We start from the raw sequence: 22,384 nt of genomic DNA on the forward strand, positions 1-22,384 counted from the left end.
AGGTGGTTCTTGGCGCGGCGGCCGTCCTCGGCGATGATCTCCAGCTCGCGCTTGAGCTTGGGGGCGAGCTTGTCCGCGTTGGCCAGCTTGTCCTCACAGGCCCTTGTACGTCTGCCAGCCCGTGGCGATCTTCGTGCGGGGGCCGAACGACCCTTTCCCGTCACCGGAGTTGCGCCACACCGTGCCCGCCGTGTCGCGGGAGACGAGGTCCGGCCTGCCGTCGCCGGTGAGGTCGCCGACGCCGATGACGACGTTGTAGGACGAGCCCCAGTTGGTGGCGAGCTTCACGCGGGACTTGAAGCCGCCGGTGCCGTTGCCGTCGTAGCGCCAGAGGGTGTTGGACTTGTCCTGGGCGAGGAGGTCGCCGCGGCCGTCGCCGTTGAAGTCGCCGATGCCGACGATCTTCTTGTAGCCGGACCAGCCGGTCGCGATGCGCACCCGTGCCGACAGCTTGCCCGCGCTGGTCCCCTTGTAGAGGAAGACCTCGCCGGTGGATGCCTTGCGGGCGATCAGGTCGGGGCGGCCGTCGCCGGTGAGGTCGCCGGGGGAGGTCAGCACGTTGTACTGGTTCCAGCCGGTGCCCAGTGACGTGTGCGGGGCGTCGGTGATGAACGCCTGGCCGCGGTAGGTGCGGTAGACGCGCAGTTCACCGCTGGCGAAGCGGACCAGGGCGTCGTTCTGGCGGTCGCCGTTCAGGTCGCCGAACGGGACCAGGGTCACGGTGGAGGGCCAGCCTGAGGCCGACATGGCGCCGGAGAAACCGCCCGTCCCGTCGCCCGGCCGGTAGCTGACGGTCCCGGAGGAGGAGAGGGCGAGGACGTCGCCGATGCCGTCGGGCCCCCAGGTGCTGTGGTTGGTGAAGTCGCGGCGGACGGCTGCCCCGGTGGACACGTTCATCGTCCGCGACATCGTCAGCGCCGCCCCCGAGCCGTCGGCGGGCGCGGCCGTCAGCTTGAAGGTGTACGCCCCGTTGGGGACGAGCGCGCCCGTGGCGTCGCGGAGGTCCCAGCGCGCGGTCAGCGTCCCGTCCACCTCACCGCCGGTCAACGTGCGTACCGCCTTGCCCGTGGCCTTGCTGGTCAGCGTGGCCGTCCAGGAGGCGGCGGGCCGGGAGAGCACCGCGCGGTACTGCCACCACGGGCTGCTGATCGCGCCGGGCCCCGAGGTGTTGTCGGTCGCCTCGGACTCGGTGATCGCGAGCGGCTGCGGGGCGACTCCGCTGGGCACCAGGTGGATGAGGTGGTCGGCGTCGACGTAGGCCGCCGGGCCGCCGAACTTGTCCACGGTCCAACTCACCCCGCGCAGGCTGGAGTTGGTGCTGCTCGCCGCGAGGCTGCCGATCGTGCGGGTGGTCGCGGTGCCGTCGGCGAAGGCGGTGAGCTGGAGCACCCCGGCCGCGGTGTCGTGCCGGACGAGATAGCCGTCGCCGAGCAGCGCCTCGCCGGACGGCACGGTGATGTTCTTCTTCGCCGTACGGTCCCAGACGCCTGCCGCGGCGGTCGGGCCGCACGACCAGTAGATCCAACGGCCTACGACCTGCAACTCCTTGGCGACGCACGGGGCGCCGGTGCTGACGGTGTCCGTCGCCTTGCCGGTCTTCAGGTCCTTCGCAGTGACTACGCCATTGCCGGAACCCGGGGTCCACAGCTTTGTCCCCCAGACGGAGGCGGCGGTGACGGAGCGGGTGACGATGGGCCGGAGATCGCTGTAGACGCCGAGGTCGCCGACGTACTGCTTGGCGGGGGAGGAGCCGTTGACGATCGCGTAGCGGCCGGAGATGTCGAGGACGGTTCCGTTGGCGGAGGGCAGATAGAAGCCCACCGGGTCGGTGTCGATCGACTGGACGTACGACCCTATGGAGGGGTCGGGGGAGGCCGTGAACGTCACCGCGTGGCCCTCGCCGGTGGCGTACGGACCCGTCCCGCGGCCGTCCCAGGTCTGCCAGGTCGGTGCGCTCGGCGTGTAGGAGCCGCCGGTCGGCGAGACCTGCCGGGTGTAATAGGCGCCCAGGAAGCTGGAGTTGTGCTCGTCGGTGACCAGGGTGCCGTTCTGCAGCGACAGCCGGTCGATCGTGGCGGCCACCGGCGGTACGGCCGTCACCTCTGTCAGCGCCGGCGCTTCCGTCCCCGTGTCGGTGACCTTGCGTACCGCCCAGTGCGCGGAGTCGGCGCCGCCCGCGACCAGCAGGCCGCCGTCCGGTGTCGGGGTGACCGAGGTGTTCGCGTGCCGGAGCAGGGTGACCGCGTCGCCGCCCGTGAGGGGGACGGCCATGAGCGGCTTGCCGGAGGAGTCGGAGTAGTCGTCCGACGTCGTGGAGCGGGCGACCACCAGCCAGTGGCCGGCGATGCCCAGGGTGGGGGTGCCCGTCGTGCCGGGCAGTGTCACGGTCGTCTCGGCGGCGGACAGGTCGGCGCGGTCCAGGACATGCGCGGTGGTGGCGCCCGAGGCGTACCAGACCAGCTTGTCCGCGCTCAGCGCGACGCCCGCGGGGGCGGCGGACAGCGGCACATCGGCGGTGACCTTCGCGGCGGCGAGGTCCACCAGCGCCAGGTGGTACTGGTCTCCCAGGAGGTAGCCGAAGACCGCGGTACCGCTGTCGCCGCCCATGACGGAGAGGTAGTTGGAGACACCGGTCGGCCACCCGTCGATCAGTGTGCCGTCCGCGGGCGCGCCGTCGCCGTACAGGTACAGCACGCGACTGCCGCCGACCCGGGCCTCGGTCACCACGTGGGAGCCGAACGTCGCCCGGTATGCGCCGTGCGTGAGGGCGACGTCCGTGCTCGTGCCGGCGGCCATGTCCCTGAGGACGACCTTCGAAGTGGACGAGACGACATCGGACACGATGTCGGACGACGAGCCGAGGTACGCGCGGGTGTTGATCCTGGGGAGACTGCCGAGTTCGGTCGTCGTACCGGTGTCGTACGACGTCCAGAGGTACCCCGGACTCCCCTCCCGCGCATGCAGATAGCCGCTCGGACCGGCGGAGTACAGCGCGTCGCCGCGCGGGACGTAACGGTCCGACTGGAAGACCGTCTCCGCCGCGACAGAGGCGTCCCCGACCGCACCGGCCGGTACGGACAGCGATCCGGGCCCGGCGACCACGAGGAGAACCGCCGACGCGGCGACGACGCCACGGGCGGTGATACGGCGGCCGGTGATACGGCGAGCGACGGTACGGCGGGCCAACGCGGCCTCCTGGACGAGGACAGGGCGTGGCGGGACGGCGGTGGCCGAAGTACGCGTTCACGTACGCATCCACGTACACGTCGGCGAGTACCGTGCAGTATCTACAGCCCCCCGGCTGTCCCCCCATGCAAGATGCACCGGAGATTAACAGCGGCTTCTGGATCATCGGGTGTACCGCGGATCACTTCCTCATAACGGTGCTCGGGACGAAGGACAGGCATGGTCAACTCCCCTACGGCGTCCGGAGGTTACTCCGGCACCCCCCTCGCCAAGAAGATCGGCGTCAAGCCCGGACACCAACTCCGCCTGCGCCACGCCCCCGACCACTGGGACATCCCCGGACTCCCCGCCGACTGCGAAGTCACCGTCGGCGGCCCGCGCGGCGCGGACGTCACCGTCGCCTTCTACCGCGAACGGCGGCACCTGGGCGACGAAGCCCCGGGCCTGGTCCTCGATCTCGCCGACACCGCCATGCTGTGGATCGCCTGGCCGCGCAAGGCCGCAGGCCACGTCAGTGACATCACCGAGAACGGCCTGCGCGAGCTCTTCCTCCCGCTCGGGGTCGTCGATGTGAAGGTCGCCGCGCTGGGCGACGACTGGTCGGGGCTGAAGTTCGTGCGACGGAGGGAAAACCGGCAAAGCCACAACAAAGGTGCCGCAAAATGAACTTGAGTCGTAGCCATCGGCCGACGTGAGGCAACATCTTGGTGAACGGTGAGTGCCGTGCGGTCGGAGCGCGGGCATCACCGGATGGCCGGACGGAGTGTGGGACGTGGTGGACATGGTGGATCCGAGGATCGCCGTCGCCGTGGTGACCATGGGCAACCGGCCCGCAGAGGTCGACGCGCTCCTGGAGTCCGTGGCCAAGCAGGACCTCCCGCCCACCCGCATCGTGATCGTCGGAAACGGCTGCCGGCTCCCCGAGTTCGCCGACCGGCTCTCCCTGCCCGGCGAGGTCACCACCATCGACGTCGACGAGAACCTCGGCTGCCCCGGCGGCCGGAACGTGGGCCTGGCCCGCCTCCGCGAGTTCGGCGACGTGGACGTCGTAGTGGAACTCGACGACGACGGACTCCTCGTCGACGCCGACGTGCTGCGCCGGGTACGGGATCTGTACGCGGCCGAGCCCCGCCTCGGCATCGTCGGGTTCCGGATCGCCGACGAGCACGGGGAGACCCAGCGGCGCCATGTGCCGAGGGTCGGCGCGGGGGACCCGATGGAGGGCGGCTACGTCACCGGGTTCCTCGGCGGCGGGCATGCGTTGAGCATGGCGATGCTCGCCGAGACGGGGGACTGGCCGGCCGAGTTCTTCTTCGCGCACGAGGAGACCGACCTCGCCTGGCGGGCCGCCGACGCAGGCTGGCGCATCCGTTACGCCCCCGAGCTGCTCCTCCAGCACCCCAAGACCTCGCCCGCCCGGCACGCCATCTACTACCGGGTCACCGCCCGCAACCGCGTCTGGCTGGTCCGGCGCCGGCTGCCGCTCGCGCTGATCCCGGTGCACCTGGGCGTCTGGACGCTGCTCACCCTCGTACGGACACGGTCGCTCGGCGGGCTGCGGGCCTGGTTCGGCGGATTCGTGGAGGGCGTGCGCGAACCGGCCGGCGAGCGGCGGGCCATGCGCTGGCGGACGGTGTGGCGGCTGACGCGGCTGGGCCGCCCGCCCGTCATCTGATCCGTGGAACGCGCAGACAGCGCAGACAGATAAGGGACGAGAGCCCCGGTCGTTCACCTCCGCCGACCGGGGCCCTCTCGCGTCCCCGGACCCGGCCACGACGGCGACACTCCCCCGAGTTGCGCGTCGTACGCGCGCACCGTCGGGCCAGATCCGATGATGTGATCACATCAGGTTGCACCAACGAATCGCTAACATGTGGCCAACGGTGCCCGCGATGCTCCTGGGCCGTGTGGCGTGAACTCGCCGGGCGGTGGCGGCAGACGGCCGGTACGGTAGCGGATCCCGGCCCTCGACGGCCGGGACAGGGTGGCGGGAAACCGCCGTGAGCAGGGCGGAATTCCGCCAACGACGGCGGAACCTCCGCCGCGGAGCACGGTCCGACGGGGCCGCGCGGAAAGGCGACAGGTCGGCGTGATGCGGCGCGAGCTGCGGTTCGGACTGCTGGGCACGCCTGTCTTCTACGACCCGGTCCGTGCCGTCACCAGCCCCAAGGTGCGGGTCCTGCTCGCCGCGCTGCTCCTGGAACCGGGCCGGGTGGTCTCCGTCGACGCCCTCAAGGACGCCCTGTGGGGCGGCTCACCGCCGGCCTCCGCACACGCCTCCCTGCACAACCACGTGACCCGCCTGCGCCGCCTCCTCGACGACCCCGACCGGCTGCGCGCAGTCCCGCCCGGCTATGTGCTCCGCGTCGACGAGGGCGAACTCGACGTCCACGTCTTCGAGACCCACGTCGCCGCGGCCCGCGCCGCACACGCCGCCCGCGACCGGCCCCGCACCATCCGCGAATGCACAGCGGCGCTCGCCCTGTGGCGCGGCACCCCGCTCAGCGGCCTGCCCGCCGAACTCGGCGGCTACGCCTTCGCACAACGCCTCACGGAGGCCCGCCTCCTCGTCCTCGAATGGCGCTACGACGCCGAACTGGCCCTCGGCGGCGTACGACTCGGCGCGCTCGTACCGGAGTTGGCCGCACTGGTCGCCGACCACCCCCTCCGGGAGGGCTACCACCGCCAGCTGATGCTCGCCCTCCACCGCACCGGCCGCCAGCCCGAAGCCCTGGCCGTCCACCGGGACCTGCGCAACCGCCTGATCGAGGAACTCGGCATCGAGCCGGGGGCGGCGGTACGGGAGGCGCATGCCGAGGTCTTGCGGGGGGAGGCGGCGGCGCCGGAGGTGCGTCGAGAGGAGTACGAGGAGTACGGGGAGTACGGGGAGGGGTACGGGGGTGTGGCGCCGGGGGCTTCGGTCCGGGAGGCGCGTGCGGAGATGCCGCAGGGTACGGAGGTGCGGGAGGGGTGGGATCTGCCGCGGGGGGCGGCAGCCTGGAGGGTGCCGGTCGCGGGACGGGCGGCGGACATCGGGCACATCGACGCTCCGGGGCACGTCGGCGCCGTCGAGGCCACCGGCGGGGGCGAGCCGGCGAACGCCCCCGGCGCCCCCGACCCCACTGCCCCCGCCCCCCTCGCCCCCGACGCCGGGGACCGACCCACCCCTCACTCGCCCACCTCCCCCCGCCCCGCCCAACTCCCGCCCCCACCCGCCCACTTCACCGGCCGATCCGACACCCTCCGCGCCCTGCACGACACCCTCGCGCCCCGCACCGCCGCCGAGCCCGGCTCCCCTCCCCCTCCCCGTCCCCACCCCCTCGCCGTCATCAGCGGCATGGCAGGCGTCGGCAAGAGCGCCCTCGCGCTGCATACGGCCCATGAGCTGCGGAACCGTTTCCCCGACGGGCAGTTGTACGTGAACCTGCACGGCGCCACCCCGGGCATGACCCCCCTCACCTCCGGCCAGGCGCTCCACGCGCTGCTCCGTGACCTCGGCGCCGAACCCCGGCACATCCCCGAACACCCGGACGCGGCAGCCACGTTGCTGCGCTCGCTGCTCGCCCCGACCCGCACGCTCATGGTGCTGGACGACGCCGAGAGTGCCGCCCAGGTACGGCCGTTGCTGCCGGCGGGCACCGGTTGCGCGGTGCTCGTCACCAGCCGTTCGCCGCTGACCGCGCTCGACGGTGCCCGCCGGTTCCCGCTCGCGCCCCTGTCCGGCGAGGACAGCGCGGCACTGCTGCGCGCGGTCTCGGGCAGGGACGGCCTCGACGCGGGCCACCCGCTCGTCGAACTCACCGGCCGCCTCCCGCTCGCCCTGCGCGTCGTCGCCGCCCGGCTGGCCGCCCGCCGGGCCCTCACCCCGGACACGCTGGCCGGTCAACTCGCCGCCACCGAAGGCCGGTTGCACCACCTGGAGTACGACGACCTCAGCGTCCGCCGCTCCCTGGCCGTCGCCCACGACGCCCTCGCCGCCGCGGACCGTGAGACCGACCGGGACGCGGCCCTCGCCCTGCGCCACATCGGCGCCCTCGACCTCCCGGCGTACGGCGCACCCCTGCTCGCCCGGATCACCGGCACCGACGAACGCCGGGCCGAGGCCGCCCTCGACCGCCTCGTCGACGTGGCGCTCCTGGAGGAGACGGCGTACGGCCGCTACGCACCCCACGACCTGGTCCGCGACTTCGCCCGCGAACTGGCGGAGAACGAGCCGCCCGGCGACCTCGTCGACACCGCCCTCGGCTGGTACGCCGCCGTCGCCGAGCGCGCCCTCACCGCGATCGTCGAACCGGGCCTCGACCAGGACGACCGCCGCCGCCCGACCGCCGCCCAGCCTCCCGGACACGCGGCGGAGGTGACAGCCACCGCTCCCTTCCCCGGCTCCCAAGACGCCTTCGCCTGGGGCGACTTGGAGCTGGAGAACGTGGTCACGCTCGTGACCCGGTACCGCGACACCCCCTACCTCCACCGGACCGCCCAGGTCTCGACCCTCGTCCGGCTCCTCTTCCCGTACGTCCTGCGCAGCGGCCGGGTCGCCGAGATGGAGGTGCTCGGCCGGGCCGCCCTGGGCGCGGCGCGGCGGCTCGGGGACGCGGCGGCGGAGGCGTACGCGCTGGGCGATCTCGCCGGGCTGCACTTCCTGACCGGCCGGCAGAGCGAGGCCCTCGGCCTCAACGACCAGGCGCTGGCGATCTGGTGGCGGCTCGACGCGGTCTCCTGGATCCGCCGCTGCCTCAACAACCGGGGCCTGCTCCTCGAAGGGCTGGGCCAGTACGCCGAGTCCGGGGTCGCGCTGCGCCAGAGCCTGGCGTACTCACGGCAGTTGAACGACCCGTACGGCGAGGCCGTGACGTACAGCCATCTCGGCAACCTGTACGAGCACACCGACCCGCGGGCCGCCATCGAGCAGCACCGCCGCTCGCTGGCCATCGGCGACGAGATCGGCGCGGTCATCGTGCAGCACTCCGCGCACTGCAACATCGGCTACGCCCACCTCGCCCTCGGTGAACCGGCCGCCGCCCTGCCGCACTTCGAGGAGAGCCTGCGCATCCTCGGCGGCCACGGCGACTGGCACGGCGAGTCGCAGACCCGGCTCGGCCTGGTCCGTGCCCTGCGGCCCCTCGGCCGTACCGAACGCGCCGGCACCGAGTGCGCGGAACTCCTGCGCCGCGCGGAGGCCCGCGCCGACCGCTACATGGGCGGTCTCGCCCGCCACCAACACGGCCTGCTGCTGCGGGAACAGGGCCGTGCCGAGGAGGCGTACGAGGAGTGGCGGGCCGCTCTCGACGCGCTGGACGGGACGGACGAGAAGGCGGTGGTGCGGGAGCTGGGCGAGCTGTTGTCACAGCGTGACGCGCGTCGACTGCCGTAGCCCGGGCTTTAGTTGACCGCCGTAGCCCCGGCTTCAGTTGACCGGCGTAGCTCCGGCCCTATTTGGCGTCGGCGTAGCACTCGACCACCGCGACGGTGAACGGGAACCGCACCGGCGTCTCCCCGAACGTCAGCCGCCCGGCGAGGTCGGCCGCCTCCCGTATCGCGGCGACCACGGTCTCGGCCTCCTTCTCGGGACAGTGGACGATCACCTCGTCGTGCTGGAAGAAGACCAGCTCGGCCGCCAGCTCCGCACAGGACCGCCGGAGCGCGGCGAGCATGATGAGGGCCCAGTCGGCGGCGCTGCCCTGGACGACGAAGTTGCGGGCGAAGCGGCCTCGGGCGCGGGAGTTGGTGGAGGCGTAGCCGGGCACCCAGCCCTGGTCGGTGGGGGTGGAGGCGGGTTCGTCCTGCGGAATTCCCGCCTCCTCCGCCGCGTCCTCGCCCCCGGCCACCGGTGGGCAGGTCCGCCCCAGCCAGGTCCGCACGAGCCGCCCCTCCTCTCCCGCCTTCGCGGCGTCGTCGACGTAGGCCACCGCCTTGGGGAACCGGCGTCTGAGTGCGGCGAGGTTCTTGAGGCCGTCGCCGGAGGTCTGGCCGTAGACCGCGCCGAGCACGGCGATCTTGGCCTGGTCGCGGTCGCCGGAGAAGGCGCGGTCGGACACGGACTGGTAGAGGTCGGTGGCCCGGCCGGCCACCTCCATCAGCCCGGGGTCGCGGGAGATCGCGGCGAGCACCCGCGGTTCCATCTGGTCGGCGTCGGCGACGACGAGCCGCCAGCCGGGGTCGGCGACCACGGCACGCCGGATGACCTTGGGGATCTGGAGCCCGCCCCCGCCGTTGGTGACCCAGCGCCCGGTGACGGTCCCGCCCGCGATGAACTCGGGCCGGAACCGCCCGTCCCGTACCCAGTCCTGGAGCCAGGACCAGCCGTGGGCCACCCAGATGCGGTAGAGCTTCTTGTACTCCAGGAGCGGTTCCACCGCCGGGTGGTCGAGGGACTGGATCTCCCAGCGCCGGGTCGACCTGACCTTGATCCCGGCCTGCGCGAAGGCCTTGACCACGTCCGCGGGCAGATCCGGCCGCACCCGTCTCCCGAAGGCCGCGGACACCTCGTCGGCCAGCTCGGCGAGCCGCCGGGGCTCACCGCCGCCCGTGTACCGCTCGCCCAGCAACTCGTGCAGCATCTCCCGGTGGACGTCGGCGCTCCACGGCAGCCCCGCTCGGTTCATCTCGGCGGCGACCAGCATGCCCGCCGACTCGGAGGCGGTGAGCAGTCGCATCCGGTCGGGATACGCGGTGGTGTCGTGCCGCTGCTGCTGCTCGGCGTACACGGCGAGGAGGTCGGCCAGCGGGAGACGGACGCTCTGCGGCTCGAACAGGGGTGACTGCGCGCCGGGGTCGGCGGACCGCTGCGGCGGATCCGGCGGTACGGGCCCGCCGCGCAGCCGGGCCAGCGCGGCGGCGGCCGACCTGGGCTCGCCGTGCCGCCCCTCGTGCCCGAGCAGCAGGGTCTCGGCGTCCTCCACGTCGTAACACCGCTCCACCCGCACCCCCGCGGCGAGCAGCGCCGGATAGACCTCGGCCGTGGACCGCCACACCCACCGGCTCACGTCCGGCCGGCGGCGCACGGCCTCGACGAGATCGGGTTCCCGTCGCACGACCCCCGAGGGCAGCCCGTCCGGACCGAGGGCGGCGACCTCCACGCCACCACCCTCGGCCGGGGCGAGCGCCCAGCGATCGGTCATGTTCGCGAGTGTGGCACGCAGCTCTGACAACGGCTCCGACCTGCGCGAACCGCGTCGCGTGCGCAGCGGCCCCGAGCGAAGAAACGTCACGCGCACACTCGTACGAGTGACGCATCACGAGATCGCGGACGGCCCTCTCGCCTACGCTGGCAGGGTCGCTCCGTACGAAGGAGGTCCGCCGTGGCACTGACCGCCCCAGAACGTCGACCGACTCCTCATCCGAGTCAGACGGAGGAGAGGCGCATGGAGGCTTCGGTCGAGGCCGCCTTCGACGCGTTCGACGCTGCTGCCCCCGAGGGATGGCGCGTGGAGTTGATCGAAGGGAAGATCCACGTGGTGCCTCCGGCGAATGGTGAGCATGAGGAGATCGTGTCCGAGGTCACCGGGCAGGTCCGGGACCATCGAAAGGACTACGGTCGCTACACCGGCATCGGCCTGCACGTTCCGGACGCGTCCGCCACCGGCCAGGTGGTCCCCGATCTGGTGATCGCCCCGAAGGGCAGTTTCGCCGACGACCAGCGCTATCACGACCCCGCACCCGTCGTGCTCGTCGGCGAGGTGACGTCCGAGTCCACCGCCGACAACGACCGCGGTCCCAAACTCCGTGGTTACGCCCGCGCGGGCATCCCCTGTTATCTGCTGATCGACCGCGAGGCCGGGACGGTCATCGTGTACAGCGAGCCGTCCGAGGACCGCTACACCCGGGCCGCCGAGATCGAGATCTCCAAGACCGTGGCGCTGCCGGAGCCGCTGGGGTTCGACCTCGACACGAGCCAGTTCTGACCCGAGCGGCGGGCAGGGGCACGTCAGCCCTGCAGCTGATGCAGCATCTCGGCGATGTGCCGTTCGCTCGTGGGCTTGTCGATGCCGAGGCCGTTCAGGACGCCCTCGCCGTTCTCGTGCTCCAGCAGGGCGAGCAGGATGTGCTCGGTGCCGATGTAGTTGTGGCCCAGGCGCAGGGCCTCGCGGAAGGTGAGTTCCAGGACCTTCTTGGCGTCGGGGCCGTAGGGGACGAGGTCCGGGACCTCCTCGGCGGCCGGCGGGAGCGCGGCGGTGGCCGCCTGGCGTACGGCGTCGAGGAGGACGTCCTGCCTGGTGATCGCCTTGGCGGCGAGGGCGTCCGGTTCCGCGAGCAGACCGAGAACCAGGTGCTCGGGGCGACCCTCGGGGTTGCGGGCGGCGATGGCCTCGTTGTGGGCGGCCATCACCACGTTGCGGGCGCGCGGCGTGTACCGGCCGAACCCCTGGCTGGGGTCGAGGTCGGCCGACTCCTTGGCCACGAAGCGCTTCTGGGCCGCCTGCCGGGTGACGCCCATGCTCCTGCCGATGTCCGTCCAGGAGGCACCGGAACGCCGGGCCTGGTCGACGAAGTGCCCGATCAGGTGGTCGGCCACGTCGCCCAGGTGGTCGGCGGCGATGACCGCGTCCTGGAGCTGGTCGAGCGGCGCGGGGTGGACCTTCTTGATGGCGTCGATGAGGTCGTCGAGACGTACGGACGAGGTGACGTTCGGATTGGTCGTCATGTGACAACCGTAGGTTGACAGTAGGGCACTGTCAACCTTGGGTTGACATCCAGGCTGCCCCCTTACTTCGGCGAAGCCACCAGCCGTACCGCGAGCCCCGTGAACACCGTCCCGCTGAAGATGTTCAGCCCCCGGGCCGCCCGTCGGCTCCGCCGCAGCAGCGCCGCCAGCTTCCCGGAGAGCAGCCCGACCGAACCGTCGACCACGAAGCCCATCACCGTGATCGTGCACCCGAGGGCGAGGAACTGCTCGCCCACGTGCCCCAGTTCGGGATTCACGAACTGCGGGAGGAACGCGACATCGAAGAGGATCACCTTGGGATTGAGCAGATTGGTGACGGCCCCCTGCAGAAAGGCCCGCCGCCGACCGACTCCGACCCCGACCCCTTGCCCATGGTCCTCCTCCGCGAACGCCACCGCCCGTTCCCGGAACGCCTTGACGGCCAGGTACAGGAGATAGGCCGCGCCCGCCCAGCGCAGCACGTGGTAGAGCACCGGCAGCGTCAGGAACAGCGCCGACAGCCCGAGCGCCGCGGCCACCGAGTGCACGAACATCGCACAGGCCACCCCGAAGGCAGCCGTCACGCCCACCGTGGGCCCGCCCCGCCCGCCCATCGCCACGATGAACATCATGTCGGGACCGGGCGTGATGCAGAGCACGAAGGCGGCGACAAGAAACGTTGCGTACAGAGATGTGTCGACCATGCGAGCCATGCTCGAAGCCGACCGGGGGAAGGGGCGACCGATTTTCGGTGAGTGAGATGGCGAGCGGGAGCGGGAGGGGGAGGGCCGGACCGCGATGCGCGACCGTACTCATCCGCGCACCCGCGACCGCATCGCGACCACGCCGCCGACCCCGGCCGCCACCACCCCGACCCCGGCGCACGCCCCCACGCACGCGCCGACCACTTCCCAAGGCACCCCCACCCGCACAGGCGCCCCCAACACCCCCAACGCACCCGCCAACCCACCGAGGTCGACCGCACTCACCCCCACCCCGAGCCCGGCCCCCACCCCCACAGCCACCAGGGCCTCACCCACCACAACTCCCAGCACCTGCCCGCGAGTTGCCCCCGCGAGTCGCAGTGACCGCAGCTCGTCGCCCCGCACGGACATCGCCATCAGCAGTGTCGTGGCGAGCGAAATCCCGGCGTACACAAGGGAGATGCCCAACACCACGAACAGTCCGAGCCGCGTCCGTGCCCCACCCCGACCACCCCCGCCACCCCACATCCCCACCCGCGGATACGCCTCCGCCAGCCAAGCCCCCGCACTCCGCACCGTCCCCCCGGACGCCCTCAACTCCCGCACTGCCCGCGCCCGTTCCGCCGCCCCGCCCGCGACCCGGACCTCCAGCCGGTCCACCCCCGCCCCCGCCGCGTTCGCCGCCGTCACATACGCCCCGTTGTCCCCGGTCCCGCGCGCCAGCACCGCCACGATCCGCAGCCGTGCCGCCCGCCCGTCCCCGAGCCACACCCGCACCCACGCACCGACCGTGTGCCGCTCCCACTCCTCGTTCACGACGATCGACCGGTCGTCCAACTTCCGTACGTCACCGGCGACCACGGGCAGTCGCGTGACCTCGGCGAACGCCCGCACATCCGCTACGGCACGGGCGTCGGACCGGATGAGGGCCGTACCGTCCTCCCGTACGAAGACCGCGGTCGAGGCGGACGCGGAGACCGTCGCACCCGGCACCACCGGAACCTTCAACTCCTCACCGGTGACGACGAATTGGGCCCGCGTCCGCTCCCGTGCCTCCGCCGCCTTAGCCTCCGTGACCGTCCACGCGGAGCCCAGCAGCGACCCGGCCAGCGCGACCGTCACCAGAACCGGCGCCGCCACAGCGGCAGTTCGCCGTACGGAGGCTGCCGAGTTCTCGCGGATCAGCAGTCCAGCGGCTCCCGGCAGCCGTACCAGTAGCCGTATCGCAGGGCCCACCAGCGCCGGTGCCAGCGCCGCCACCGCCGTGATCAGGAGCATCGGCCGGGTCGTGTACGTCTTGCGTTTCAGCAGGTCCGCCGGGTCCGTCCACAACGACCTTGCGAGCAGGGCGAGTCCGGCCGCCAGCAGCAGCCCGCCGATCAGCTTCCGCGACCACGGCAGCACCCCCGTGTCCACCGCCGCCTCCCGCAACGCCTCCGCGGGCCCGACCCGCCCGGCCCGCCGCGCAGCCGTCCCTGCACCGGCCAGCGCCACCAACACCCCGACGCCGAAGGCGACTTCGTACGGCCAGTGCGCCGCCGCCCGCAGCGTGAACCACGACGGCGCCACCCCGCCGTCGACCAGCGCCCGCACCAACAGGGGTGCTCCCCGAACTCCCAGCGCGCAGCCCGCCGCCGACGCCACGATCCCGACCGTCCCTGCCTCCCCGAGCAGCGTCCGCCGTACCTGGCCCGGTGTCGCCCCGGCCATCCGCAGCAGCCCCAACTCCCTTCTGCGCAGGGCGATCACGAAGGCGAAGGTCGACGCCGTGACGAACACGGAGACGAAGGCGGTGACCCCCGCGGCCGTGCCGAGCAGGGCGACGACCGAGACCAGCTGCTGGGCGTCGCGCGCCGCGGCCGGATCGGCGAGCCGCCGCGCACTCCCCGTCAGCACGCGCGCCCGCTCGCCCACCACCGCCCGCACCGCGGCGACCGGCGCGTCGACCCCGACCGCGTCCCGCCGCCCGCCGCCGTCCGTCCGCACCGGGCCCAACGCCCGCAAGTCGGCCAGGAGTTGGTTGTCCACAGGGTGTGGATGAGCGAGCTTCTTCGACACCCGCGCGGTGGCCGGACCGCGCCGCACCTCCACGGTGAGCGTGTCCCGGCCCATGACGACGACCGGCGAGGACGCGAACCGCTCCGGCGCCCGCACCGGCGCGCCCACCGCCGCGGCGAGACCCGCGACCGTCGACGCCACCACCGCGACCCCCAGCGCCACGGCGACGAAGGAGCCCAGCAACGAGGCCCACCGCGTGCGCAGCGAAGACAGGATCAGCACGGCACTCCCTCCAGGCCCGTCAGGCGCGCCGCCACCTCGGCCGCGGACGGCGCGCGCAACTCCCCGCCCACCCGGCCGTCGACGAGGAACACGACCCGGTCGGCGTACGACGCGGCCACCGGGTCGTGCGTGACCATGACCGTCGTCTGCCCCTCCCGGTCCACCAACTCCCGGAGCAGCGCGAGCACTTGGCGGCCCGTGGCCGTGTCCAGCGCACCCGTCGGCTCGTCCGCGAACAGCACCGCCGGGCGGGTGATCAACGCCCGTGCGAGCGCAACCCGTTGCTGTTGCCCGCCGGACAACTGCGATGGCCGGTGCCCGGCCCGCTCCGCCAGCCCCACCCGCTCCAACGCCTCGCGCACGGCCCCGCGCGAGGGGCGGCGCCCGGCCAGTCGTAGCGGCAGGGCCACGTTCTGCGCGGCGGTGAGGGAGGGGAGGAGGTTGAAGGACTGGAAGACGAATCCGATCCGTTCCCTCCGGAGCAGCGTCCGCCGCCGTTCACTCAGCCCGGTCAGCTCCACCCCGTCCACGGTCACCGTCCCGGCCCCCGGCCGTTCCAGCCCCGCCCCGCACTGCAACAAGGTCGACTTCCCCGACCCCGACGGCCCCATCACGGCCGTGAACGTCCCGGCGCCGAAGTCCAGATCCACCCCGTCGAGGGCGCGCACCTCGCCGTAGTGACGCCGAAGCCCCCGAATCCGTACGACTGTCTGTGTCATGCCCCCATCGCACCGCGCCCGGCCTGCCGGAACACGACCACCAGCGGGCGTCCCTGAGGTGGTCCCAGCCCTACCCGCCCTGAAAAAGTGTGACACTTTAGCGGAAAGTGTCACACTTTTTCAGAGTCCCCCTCCCCGCCGCCCCATGACACGATCGACGGGTGAGCAGCACCACCGGCACCGTCGAGCGCGCCTTCGAGGCAGCCCTCTACACCGACACCCACGACGCCCTCGACACGGGCGCCTCGATCCTCGCCGCCGACCCCGCGTCGGACCCCGAACTCGCCCGCCGTGGGCGGGAGTTCGTGGCGGCGGCCTGGCGGCGCGGATGGCAGCCCGCCGATGTCGTACGGCTGGTGCGGCGGGAGTTGGACGACGTGCACGTACGGCTCGTCTCGGCGCTGATCCGCACGCAGGCGCCCGACGACCGGGCGCGCGGCCCCCGCTGGTCCGCCCAGCTCGACGAGCTGACCGCCGACGAGCCGCCCCGCACCGACCGGTTCACGCACGCCACCACCGTGCTGGAGCTGTATCGGCTGCTGCTGCGGCTGCCGAGTCTCGAACCCCTGGACGAGCCGAAGCGGCAGCACGACAGCCGTCGGCCCGCGTCCCGCATGCTCACCCGGATCCGCGCGCTGCTCGCCAAGGCGGAGGCGACCGGTTTCCCGGAGGAGGCGGAGGCGCTGAGCGCCAAGGCGCAGGAGCTGATGGCGCGGCACAGCATCGACGAGGCGCTGCTCGACGCGCAGGCGCCGGCGAAGGACGCGCCCGGGGCCTGCCGGATCGGGGTCGAGGCGCCGTACGAGCAGGCGAAGGCGGTGCTGCTGGACGCGGTCGCCGGGGCGAACCACTGCCGGGCCGTGTGGAACGAGGCCTTCGGGTTCTCGACCGTCGTCGGCTTCGAGGGCGATCTGGAGGTGGTCGAGCTCCTCTACACCTCACTCCTCGTGCAGGCCACGACCGCGATGACGCGGGCGGAGGCGGCCCAGCGGGCGGGTGGCCGCCGGCGGACCAAGACCTTCCGGCAGTCCTTCCTCGCGGCCTACGCCCACCGCATCGGGACCCGGCTGGCCGAGGCCGCCGGGACACAGGTGACCGACGACCTGCTCCCGGTGCTCGCCACCCGCGAGGTCGCCGTCACCGACCGCGTCGACGAGATGTTCCCGGAGACGACCACGACCCGCCTGCGCGGGGTCAGCGACGAGGCGGGCTGGACGGAGGGCGCCGAGGCGGCGGACCGGGCCCAGGTCGGGGCCCGGCCGCGGCTCGACCGAAGGGAAGCCTGAGGGGAGTCAGTCGCCGGACACGGTGAAGGCGCTCACCGAGGCGTCCGGGTGACCCACGTCGCCCTTGCCCTGGACGGGTCCGTACGACCACTTGTAGCTCTTGGTGGTCTTGCTGCCCGGCAGGGTGAGGACCAGCTCGGTCGCGGCGAGACTCTTGTCGTCGCCCGCCGCCTTGCCGCGGACATAGGTGATGGTGAACTGCGCCGCGTCGCCCTTGGCGAGCTTCAGGTGCTGTGCCTTGGCGCCCGTCAGCCGGCTGACGGTCACGTCGTCGCCGTTCCCCCGCAGGGTGACGGCGGCGAAGCCGTCCAGGGTGCACGGCTTGCTCTGGTTGGTGATCGAGACCGGGACCTCGCCCGTGTCACCGGCGGCCGGAGCGGTACTGGCGGGACCGACCTGGACGCCGGCTCCGTCGAACGAGCAGGCCGAGCTGCTCTTGCCGTCCGAGGAGCCGCCGCCGCTGCCGTTGCAGGCGGTCAGGAGCAGAGCCGACGCGAGTGCGGCGACGGTGAGGGAAGTGGTGCGCATGAGGGGATCATCCCGCACGTGACGGCACTCCGCCGACACGGCTACGACCCGAGGCTCGCCGTGGCCAGGCCGGACGGCAGCTGACCGCCCTCCGCCTTGGTGTACGTCTCCTCGCCGAGACTGCCCGACCAGGTGACCGTGAGGCCCGACTTGGTGACGGAGCCGACCATCCCGGTCGCCCGGGTCTTGCTGCCGTCCGTGCACTTGAGGTGGATCATCTGCATGCCCGCCTCCTTGCCGGCGGTCCCGCTGCACACGGTCCCGCCGGTGCTGAAGAGCGCGGCCTGCTTGCCGGTGACCACCAGTGCCACGGCCTTGCCGTCGGTCGTGGCGAGCCAGCTGCCCTGCAGCCCGTCGGACGCGGCCGACGGGCTGCTGCCGGTGGAGCCTCCGGAGTCGGCGGTCGAGGTCGCGGACGCGCTCGGCGTGGACGAGGAGTCGTCCGTGGAATCGCCGCCGCTGCACGCGGTCAGCACGAGCGCGCCCGCCAGACCGGCGACAGCCGCCGCGATCCGTACCGTCGACACCGTCGAAATCGCCGTAGTCACTGGTAGCTCCCAAGCTGTAGCCGGACGGCCGCCCGGTCGGCCTTGGCCGGACGACCGGAGCAAGCTACCAGGGCCTACCAGGAGGATTTGCGGACACCGGGTAGGTATCCGCTGTGAGCCTGTCCGCGCAGGTTCACCCGGGACAGCCCGAAGGCACGGAAGTAGCCGCGGGGGCGCCCGTCGACCTGGTCCCGGTTGCGCACACGGGTGGCACTGGCGTCGCGCGGCTGGCTCCTCAATTCCCGCTGGGCGGCGGCCCGTTCGGCCTCGGTGGAGGCGGGCCGCCGGATGATCTCCTTCAACTCGGCCCGGCGCGCGGCGTACCGCGCGACAACCCGCTGCCGCTGCTCGTTCTTCGCGATCTTGCTTTTCTTCGCCATCAGATCCTCACCCCGCGGGCACGGATCCGGGCCACGGCCGCCTCGACGCCGATCGTGTCGACGGTCCGGATCCCCTTGGTGCTCAGCCGCAGCCGTACGTACCGGCCCTCGCCGGGCAGCCAGTAGCGCTTGGACTGGATGTTCGGGTCGAAGCGGCGCGAGGTGCGCCGGTGGGAGTGGGAGATGCGGTTGCCGAAGCCGGGCTGTGCGCCGGTCAGCATGCAGTGGGCGGACACGAGTGACGTACCTCTCCTCGATCGGGGCCGTAGCCAGTGCTGCTAATGGAATTCATTTTCAGTAAGGTATCAGCCATGGCTCGCAACGAACTCCGCCCGGTCATCAAACTCCGGTCCACCGCCGGCACCGGCTACACCTACGTGACCCGCAAGAACCGCCGCAACGACCCCGACCGCCTGACCCTGCGCAAGTACGACCCGGCCGCCGGCCGCCACGTCGACTTCCGAGAGGAGCGCTGACCGCCATGCGCGAGCAGATCCACCCGCTCTACGGCCCGGTCGTCTTCCGCGACCGCGCCGCCGGCCACGCCTTCCTCACCCGCTCGACGATGACGAGCGCGAAGACGATCGAGTGGGCGGACGGCGGCACGTACCCCGTCGTCGACGTCGAGATCTCGAACGTCAGCCACCCCTTCTACACCGGCACGGCCCGCGTCCTGGACACGGCCGGCCGCGTGGAGCGCTTCGAGCGCCGGTACGGGAAGCAGGACTGACCGTGCCCGACCTCTCCGTCGTGATCGTCGGCGGCCTGCACGCCGACGCCCGCAGAGCGACCGTCGCCCACCTCCTCCACGACGTCCCCGGCAGCGTCGTCCTCCACCACGACCTCGCCACGGCCGCCGCGGGCGCGGTCGTCCGCACGATCAGGGACGCCACGGGCATCGTCTCCGCCGGCGAGACCCCCCTCGTCAACGACTGCGCCTGCTGCGCCCTGCGCGAGGACCTGGTCCCGGAACTGCGCCGACTCGCGGCAGCAGGCCAAGTCCGGCTCGCCGTCGTCGAGTTGTGGGACTCCGTCGAACCCAAGGCGATGGCCGAGGTGGTCACCTCCGGCGGCCTCACGGTCACCGGCGTCATCACCGCCGTGGACCCGGCGCTGCTCCTGCCCTACCTCGGCAACGGCGACGACCTCGCCGCGGTCGGCCTCGCGGCAGCGGCCACGGACCAGCGAACGGTCGCCGACACCTTCGCCCGACAGCTGGAATACGCCCCGGTCCTCGCCGTCCTCGACTCCGAGTACGCCGACGCCGAAGACCGGGAACTACTGGGCCAGTTGCACCCGACAGCCCGACAAGTCGCCGTAGGAGAACGCCGGTCGGCGAACACGAACCCCGAGGGGGCGTCGCCGCCATGGACCCACGGACTGGGGACCCCGGCAACCGGGCCGCTCGCGCCGGGGGCACCGGGAGCACCGGGATGCGAGGAACTCGGTTGGAGAATCAGCGGATCCGAGCCGTCCGGATCGGGGGTGTCGTGGTTCGGAGCGCCGGGACCGGGGTCGCCGGGGTCGGGGACAACGGGGTCGGGGTCGCCCGGATCGGGGTCGCCGGGGTCGGGGTCACCCGGACCGGGGTCACCGGGGTCGGATGAGTCCGGGGCCCGGGCGGCGGGAACGCCCGTGCTCGGATCTGGTGTGCAGCGGACGCCCGCGCGCGGTGAGTCCGTGCCTGGATCTGGTGCGCCTCGGAGACCCGCGCCTGGTGAGTCCGTGCCTGAATCTGGTGTGCCTCGGACACCTGCGTTCGGGACGGCCGTGCCCGGAACACCGGCGCCTGGTGAGCGCGTGCCCGGATCTGGTGCGCCGCGGACGCCTGCGTCCGGGACGTCCGTGCCCGGAGTACCGGCGCCCGGGACGCCCGCGCCGGGAACGCCGGCGCCTGGTGAGCGCGTGCCCGGATCTGGTGCGCCGCGGACACCCACGCCCGGTGCGTCCGTGTCTGGGACGCCCGCGCCCGGAGCGCCCGTGCCTGGAGCACCTGCGCTCGGGACGCCCGCGCCCGGCACGTCCGTGCCTGGTGAGCCCGTGCCCGGAGCACCTGCGCCCGGTGCGCCCACGCCCGGTGCGTCCGCGCTCGGAACGCCCGCGCTCGGAGCGCCCGTGCCTGGCGAGCCCGCGCCCGGAGCGCCAGCGCCCGGAGCGCCCGTGCCCGGCACGCCCACGCCCAGAACCCCCACCCCCACACCCACCCCACCCCCCACCTCCCCCCTAGCCCGAGCCGCTCTCGCCGGTTTCGATGTGGAGGCTGCGGCTGCTGCTCAGCACCCTGCCTGTGCTCTGCTTCCCGTCGAGGCCGACGCGTGTGGGGTGACCACCTTCGTCTGGCATCGGTGTCGGCCCTTCCATCCGGAGCGGCTGTACGACGCGTTGGAGGACCTGACCTGCGCCGCGGCCCGCAGCCGGGGGCGGTTCTGGCTCGCGGACAAGCCCGACTCGCTGCTCCACTGGGACGCGGCGGGCGGTGCCCTGTGTGTGGAGAGCGCGGGGCCCTGGCTGGCCTCGTTGCCGGACGCCGCCTGGGAGTTGGTGCCGCCGGTGCGCCGCGCCGCCGCCGCGCTCGACTGGCACCCGGAGCACGGCGACTGCTGCCAGCACCTCGTCTTCACATCCCCCGGCCTCGACCGCGACGGACTCGAACGGCTCCTGGAGTCCTGCCTGTTGACCGACACCGAGTACGCCGCCGGCCGTACCGCCTGGAAACGCTTCCCGCCCGCCTTCGACGCCTTTCTGGAGATCTGACCGTGCCCCGCAAGCCCGAGCGCAGGCCCACCAAGTCCCGCCGTAATCCGCTGGACGCGGCCGGAGTGACGTACATCGACTACAAGGACACCGACCTGCTGCGGAAGTTCGTCTCCGACCGCGGCAAGATCCGCAGCCGCCGGGTCACCGGCGTATCGGCCCAGCAGCAGCGGCAGTTGGCGGCTGCGATCAAGAACGCCCGGGAGATGGCATTGTTGCCGTACGCGAACCGATAGCCGCTCGCTCCCGGAACACCCGCGCCCTGGTACACGTCTTCACTAGTGCACGTCCTGTGAGGAAGCACATGTCCCGCAGCGACCGGGGCAGACGCTGGAACGGCATCGGTAAAGCAGTCGTCAAAGCTGTAACCGGAGGACCACCCCCCGTGCACGTGCATCTGCCCATGCATCTGCACATGAACAGGGCTATGATCCGGAACAGTTGACCACTGCATCAATGGCCACACCAGCCAGTGCACAACCGGGAGCGACCTGTGGACCACCGCGTTGACAGCGTGTACTTGGGGTTCGACGTGTACAACGGCATGGCTGCCACGCAGCTGGACGGAGTGGCCTGGCAGAAGAGCAGGCACAGCAACTCGCAGGGATCCTGCGTGGAGTTCGCGCGGCTGCCCGGCGGAGACGTCGCGGTGCGCAACTCGCGCTTCCCCGACGGTCCGGCGCTCGTCTACACGCGCGCCGAGATCGAGGCGATGCTCCTGGGCATCAAGGACGGCGAGTTCGACCACCTGATAGTGGGATAGCAGGTCACCGCAGGACCTCGTGCCGACAACGCGCGTAGAACCGCGGCGCCAAAAGGCGCCGCGGTCCTCACGTGTCGTTCCGCAGACAGTCCGGCTGCAGCCGGAACAGCGCCCAGACCACCTTGCCGCTGAGCGTGCCCGCGAGCGGGTGCCAGCCCCAGCCGTCGCTGAACGAGTCGACGAGGAACAGGCCGCGGCCCGACTCCGCCGAGAAGTCGTCCGAGTCGCGGGCGACGGGACTGTCGTGACTGGGGTCGCGCACCGCGCACACCAGCCGCTCGGTCCACCGCATCAAGTGCAGCCGCACGGGCGGGTTCTGCTCCGGGACGCGCGGGGTGTTGGCCGGCAGCGCGTGCCGCAGCGCGTTGGTGACCAGTTCGGAGACCACCAGACAGACATCGTCGAAGCGGTCGCCTATGTCCCACTGGTCGAGCGTGCGGCGGGTGAACTGCCGTGCCTCGCGCACCGCTTCGTAGCGGGCGGGCAGAGAACACGAGGCGGCACTGGACACAGCCGAGGGGTCCAGTGGTGGAAGGCCCTGCCGTAACGGCTCGAGCATGGTCGATCCATTCGTCCCCATGCGAGGCACTCC

The 22,384-nt window shown here is 72.3% G+C and carries 20 protein-coding genes and 2 pseudogenes; 11 read left to right on the forward strand and 11 right to left on the reverse strand.

What is annotated here, in order from left to right:
* Positions 1 to 93 precede the first annotated feature (93 nt).
* Positions 94 to 2,796, reverse strand: coding sequence for an FG-GAP-like repeat-containing protein (locus AB0I69_RS45845; RefSeq protein WP_363101859.1), 2,703 nt, complete (start codon positions 2,794 to 2,796; stop codon positions 94 to 96).
* Positions 2,797 to 3,405: 609 nt separating this feature from the next.
* Here AB0I69_RS45845 and AB0I69_RS45850 point away from each other — a divergent pair.
* The 3 genes from AB0I69_RS45850 (at position 3,406) to AB0I69_RS45860 (ending at position 8,560) form a co-directional block, all read left to right on the forward strand.
* Positions 3,406 to 3,852: a DUF3052 domain-containing protein gene (locus AB0I69_RS45850; protein WP_363101797.1), complete on the forward strand. Its 447-nt coding sequence runs from the start codon at positions 3,406 to 3,408 to the stop codon at positions 3,850 to 3,852.
* A gap of 115 nt (positions 3,853 to 3,967) precedes the next feature.
* The gene (locus tag AB0I69_RS45855) at positions 3,968 to 4,861 is read left to right on the forward strand and encodes a glycosyltransferase (protein WP_363101860.1); all 894 of its coding nucleotides are present in this window, start codon (positions 3,968 to 3,970) and stop codon (positions 4,859 to 4,861) included.
* Between the two features lie 417 nt (positions 4,862 to 5,278).
* Positions 5,279 to 8,560 (forward strand): BTAD domain-containing putative transcriptional regulator, encoded by a 3,282-nt coding sequence (locus tag AB0I69_RS45860; RefSeq protein ID WP_363101798.1) that lies wholly within the window; start codon positions 5,279 to 5,281, stop codon positions 8,558 to 8,560.
* A 58-nt stretch (positions 8,561 to 8,618) separates the two neighbouring features.
* Here the strand turns inward: AB0I69_RS45860 and AB0I69_RS45865 are convergent, their stop codons facing one another.
* Complete coding sequence (locus tag AB0I69_RS45865) at positions 8,619 to 10,307, reverse strand: bifunctional 3'-5' exonuclease/DNA polymerase (protein ID WP_363101799.1); 1,689 nt, start codon at positions 10,305 to 10,307, stop codon at positions 8,619 to 8,621.
* 243 nt (positions 10,308 to 10,550) lie between these two features.
* Between AB0I69_RS45865 and AB0I69_RS45870 the strand changes: the two genes are divergently transcribed.
* Positions 10,551 to 11,090 (forward strand): Uma2 family endonuclease, encoded by a 540-nt coding sequence (locus tag AB0I69_RS45870; RefSeq protein WP_363101800.1) that lies wholly within the window; start codon positions 10,551 to 10,553, stop codon positions 11,088 to 11,090.
* Positions 11,091 to 11,113: 23 nt separating this feature from the next.
* Here AB0I69_RS45870 and AB0I69_RS45875 read toward each other — a convergent pair whose 3' ends face one another.
* The 4 genes from AB0I69_RS45875 to AB0I69_RS45890 form a co-directional block, all read right to left on the reverse strand.
* Positions 11,114 to 11,830 (reverse strand): Clp protease N-terminal domain-containing protein, encoded by a 717-nt coding sequence (locus AB0I69_RS45875; RefSeq protein ID WP_363101801.1) that lies wholly within the window; start codon positions 11,828 to 11,830, stop codon positions 11,114 to 11,116.
* A gap of 62 nt (positions 11,831 to 11,892) precedes the next feature.
* Positions 11,893 to 12,534 carry a LysE family translocator gene (locus AB0I69_RS45880; RefSeq protein WP_363101802.1) on the reverse strand — a complete coding sequence of 214 codons (642 nt, stop codon included), beginning with the start codon at positions 12,532 to 12,534 and terminating at the stop codon, positions 11,893 to 11,895.
* A 108-nt stretch (positions 12,535 to 12,642) separates the two neighbouring features.
* Complete coding sequence (locus AB0I69_RS45885) at positions 12,643 to 14,814, reverse strand: FtsX-like permease family protein (protein ID WP_363101803.1); 2,172 nt, start codon at positions 14,812 to 14,814, stop codon at positions 12,643 to 12,645.
* On the reverse strand, positions 14,808 to 15,533 hold the full coding sequence (locus tag AB0I69_RS45890; RefSeq protein WP_363101804.1) for an ABC transporter ATP-binding protein: 726 nt from the start codon (positions 15,531 to 15,533) through the stop codon (positions 14,808 to 14,810). Before AB0I69_RS45890 ends, AB0I69_RS45885 begins: the two co-directional genes overlap by 7 nt.
* A gap of 161 nt (positions 15,534 to 15,694) precedes the next feature.
* Here AB0I69_RS45890 and AB0I69_RS45895 point away from each other — a divergent pair, with 161 nt between their 5' ends.
* Positions 15,695 to 16,819, forward strand: coding sequence for a DUF2786 domain-containing protein (locus AB0I69_RS45895; protein WP_363101805.1), 1,125 nt, complete (start codon positions 15,695 to 15,697; stop codon positions 16,817 to 16,819).
* Positions 16,820 to 16,825: 6 nt separating this feature from the next.
* Here AB0I69_RS45895 and AB0I69_RS45900 read toward each other — a convergent pair whose 3' ends face one another.
* The 4 genes from AB0I69_RS45900 to rpmB form a co-directional block, all read right to left on the reverse strand.
* Entirely contained in the window at positions 16,826 to 17,347 is a 522-nt protein-coding gene (locus tag AB0I69_RS45900) for a DUF4232 domain-containing protein (protein WP_363101806.1), read from the reverse strand.
* 41 nt (positions 17,348 to 17,388) lie between these two features.
* Positions 17,389 to 17,895 (reverse strand): hypothetical protein, encoded by a 507-nt coding sequence (locus AB0I69_RS45905; protein WP_363101807.1) that lies wholly within the window; start codon positions 17,893 to 17,895, stop codon positions 17,389 to 17,391.
* A gap of 74 nt (positions 17,896 to 17,969) precedes the next feature.
* Positions 17,970 to 18,275 carry a 30S ribosomal protein S14 gene (rpsN, locus tag AB0I69_RS45910; protein WP_363101808.1) on the reverse strand — a complete coding sequence of 102 codons (306 nt, stop codon included), beginning with the start codon at positions 18,273 to 18,275 and terminating at the stop codon, positions 17,970 to 17,972.
* Entirely contained in the window at positions 18,275 to 18,511 is a 237-nt protein-coding gene (gene rpmB / locus AB0I69_RS45915) for a 50S ribosomal protein L28 (RefSeq protein ID WP_019064301.1), read from the reverse strand. Before rpmB ends, rpsN begins: the two co-directional genes overlap by 1 nt.
* A gap of 75 nt (positions 18,512 to 18,586) precedes the next feature.
* Between rpmB and rpmG the strand changes: the two genes are divergently transcribed.
* The 6 genes and pseudogenes from rpmG to AB0I69_RS45945 all read left to right on the forward strand — a co-directional run bounded on the left by rpmG (position 18,587) and on the right by AB0I69_RS45945 (position 21,792).
* The gene (gene rpmG / locus AB0I69_RS45920) at positions 18,587 to 18,751 is read left to right on the forward strand and encodes a 50S ribosomal protein L33 (protein ID WP_200691314.1); all 165 of its coding nucleotides are present in this window, start codon (positions 18,587 to 18,589) and stop codon (positions 18,749 to 18,751) included.
* 5 nt (positions 18,752 to 18,756) lie between these two features.
* On the forward strand, positions 18,757 to 19,005 hold the full coding sequence (locus AB0I69_RS45925) for a type B 50S ribosomal protein L31 (RefSeq protein WP_363101809.1): 249 nt from the start codon (positions 18,757 to 18,759) through the stop codon (positions 19,003 to 19,005).
* 2 nt (positions 19,006 to 19,007) lie between these two features.
* Positions 19,008 to 19,598, forward strand: a pseudogene (locus AB0I69_RS45930) (GTP-binding protein); the annotation flags it as partial.
* Positions 19,599 to 20,495: 897 nt separating this feature from the next.
* Positions 20,496 to 21,029 (forward strand): annotated as a pseudogene (locus AB0I69_RS45935) (GTP-binding protein); the annotation flags it as partial.
* Between the two features lie 2 nt (positions 21,030 to 21,031).
* A complete protein-coding gene (gene rpsR, locus AB0I69_RS45940; protein WP_363101810.1) occupies positions 21,032 to 21,265 on the forward strand; it encodes a 30S ribosomal protein S18 in 234 nt (77 codons plus the stop codon).
* Positions 21,266 to 21,573: 308 nt separating this feature from the next.
* Positions 21,574 to 21,792 carry a DUF397 domain-containing protein gene (locus AB0I69_RS45945; RefSeq protein ID WP_234478148.1) on the forward strand — a complete coding sequence of 73 codons (219 nt, stop codon included), beginning with the start codon at positions 21,574 to 21,576 and terminating at the stop codon, positions 21,790 to 21,792.
* A gap of 67 nt (positions 21,793 to 21,859) precedes the next feature.
* Here the strand turns inward: AB0I69_RS45945 and AB0I69_RS45950 are convergent, their stop codons facing one another.
* On the reverse strand, positions 21,860 to 22,351 hold the full coding sequence (locus tag AB0I69_RS45950) for an ATP-binding protein (RefSeq protein ID WP_363101811.1): 492 nt from the start codon (positions 22,349 to 22,351) through the stop codon (positions 21,860 to 21,862).
* Positions 22,352 to 22,384: the final 33 nt, after the last annotated feature.

The organism is Streptomyces sp. NPDC050508, assembly GCF_040655155.1.
In the GTDB taxonomy this organism is placed as follows: Bacteria; Actinomycetota; Actinomycetes; order Streptomycetales; family Streptomycetaceae; genus Streptomyces.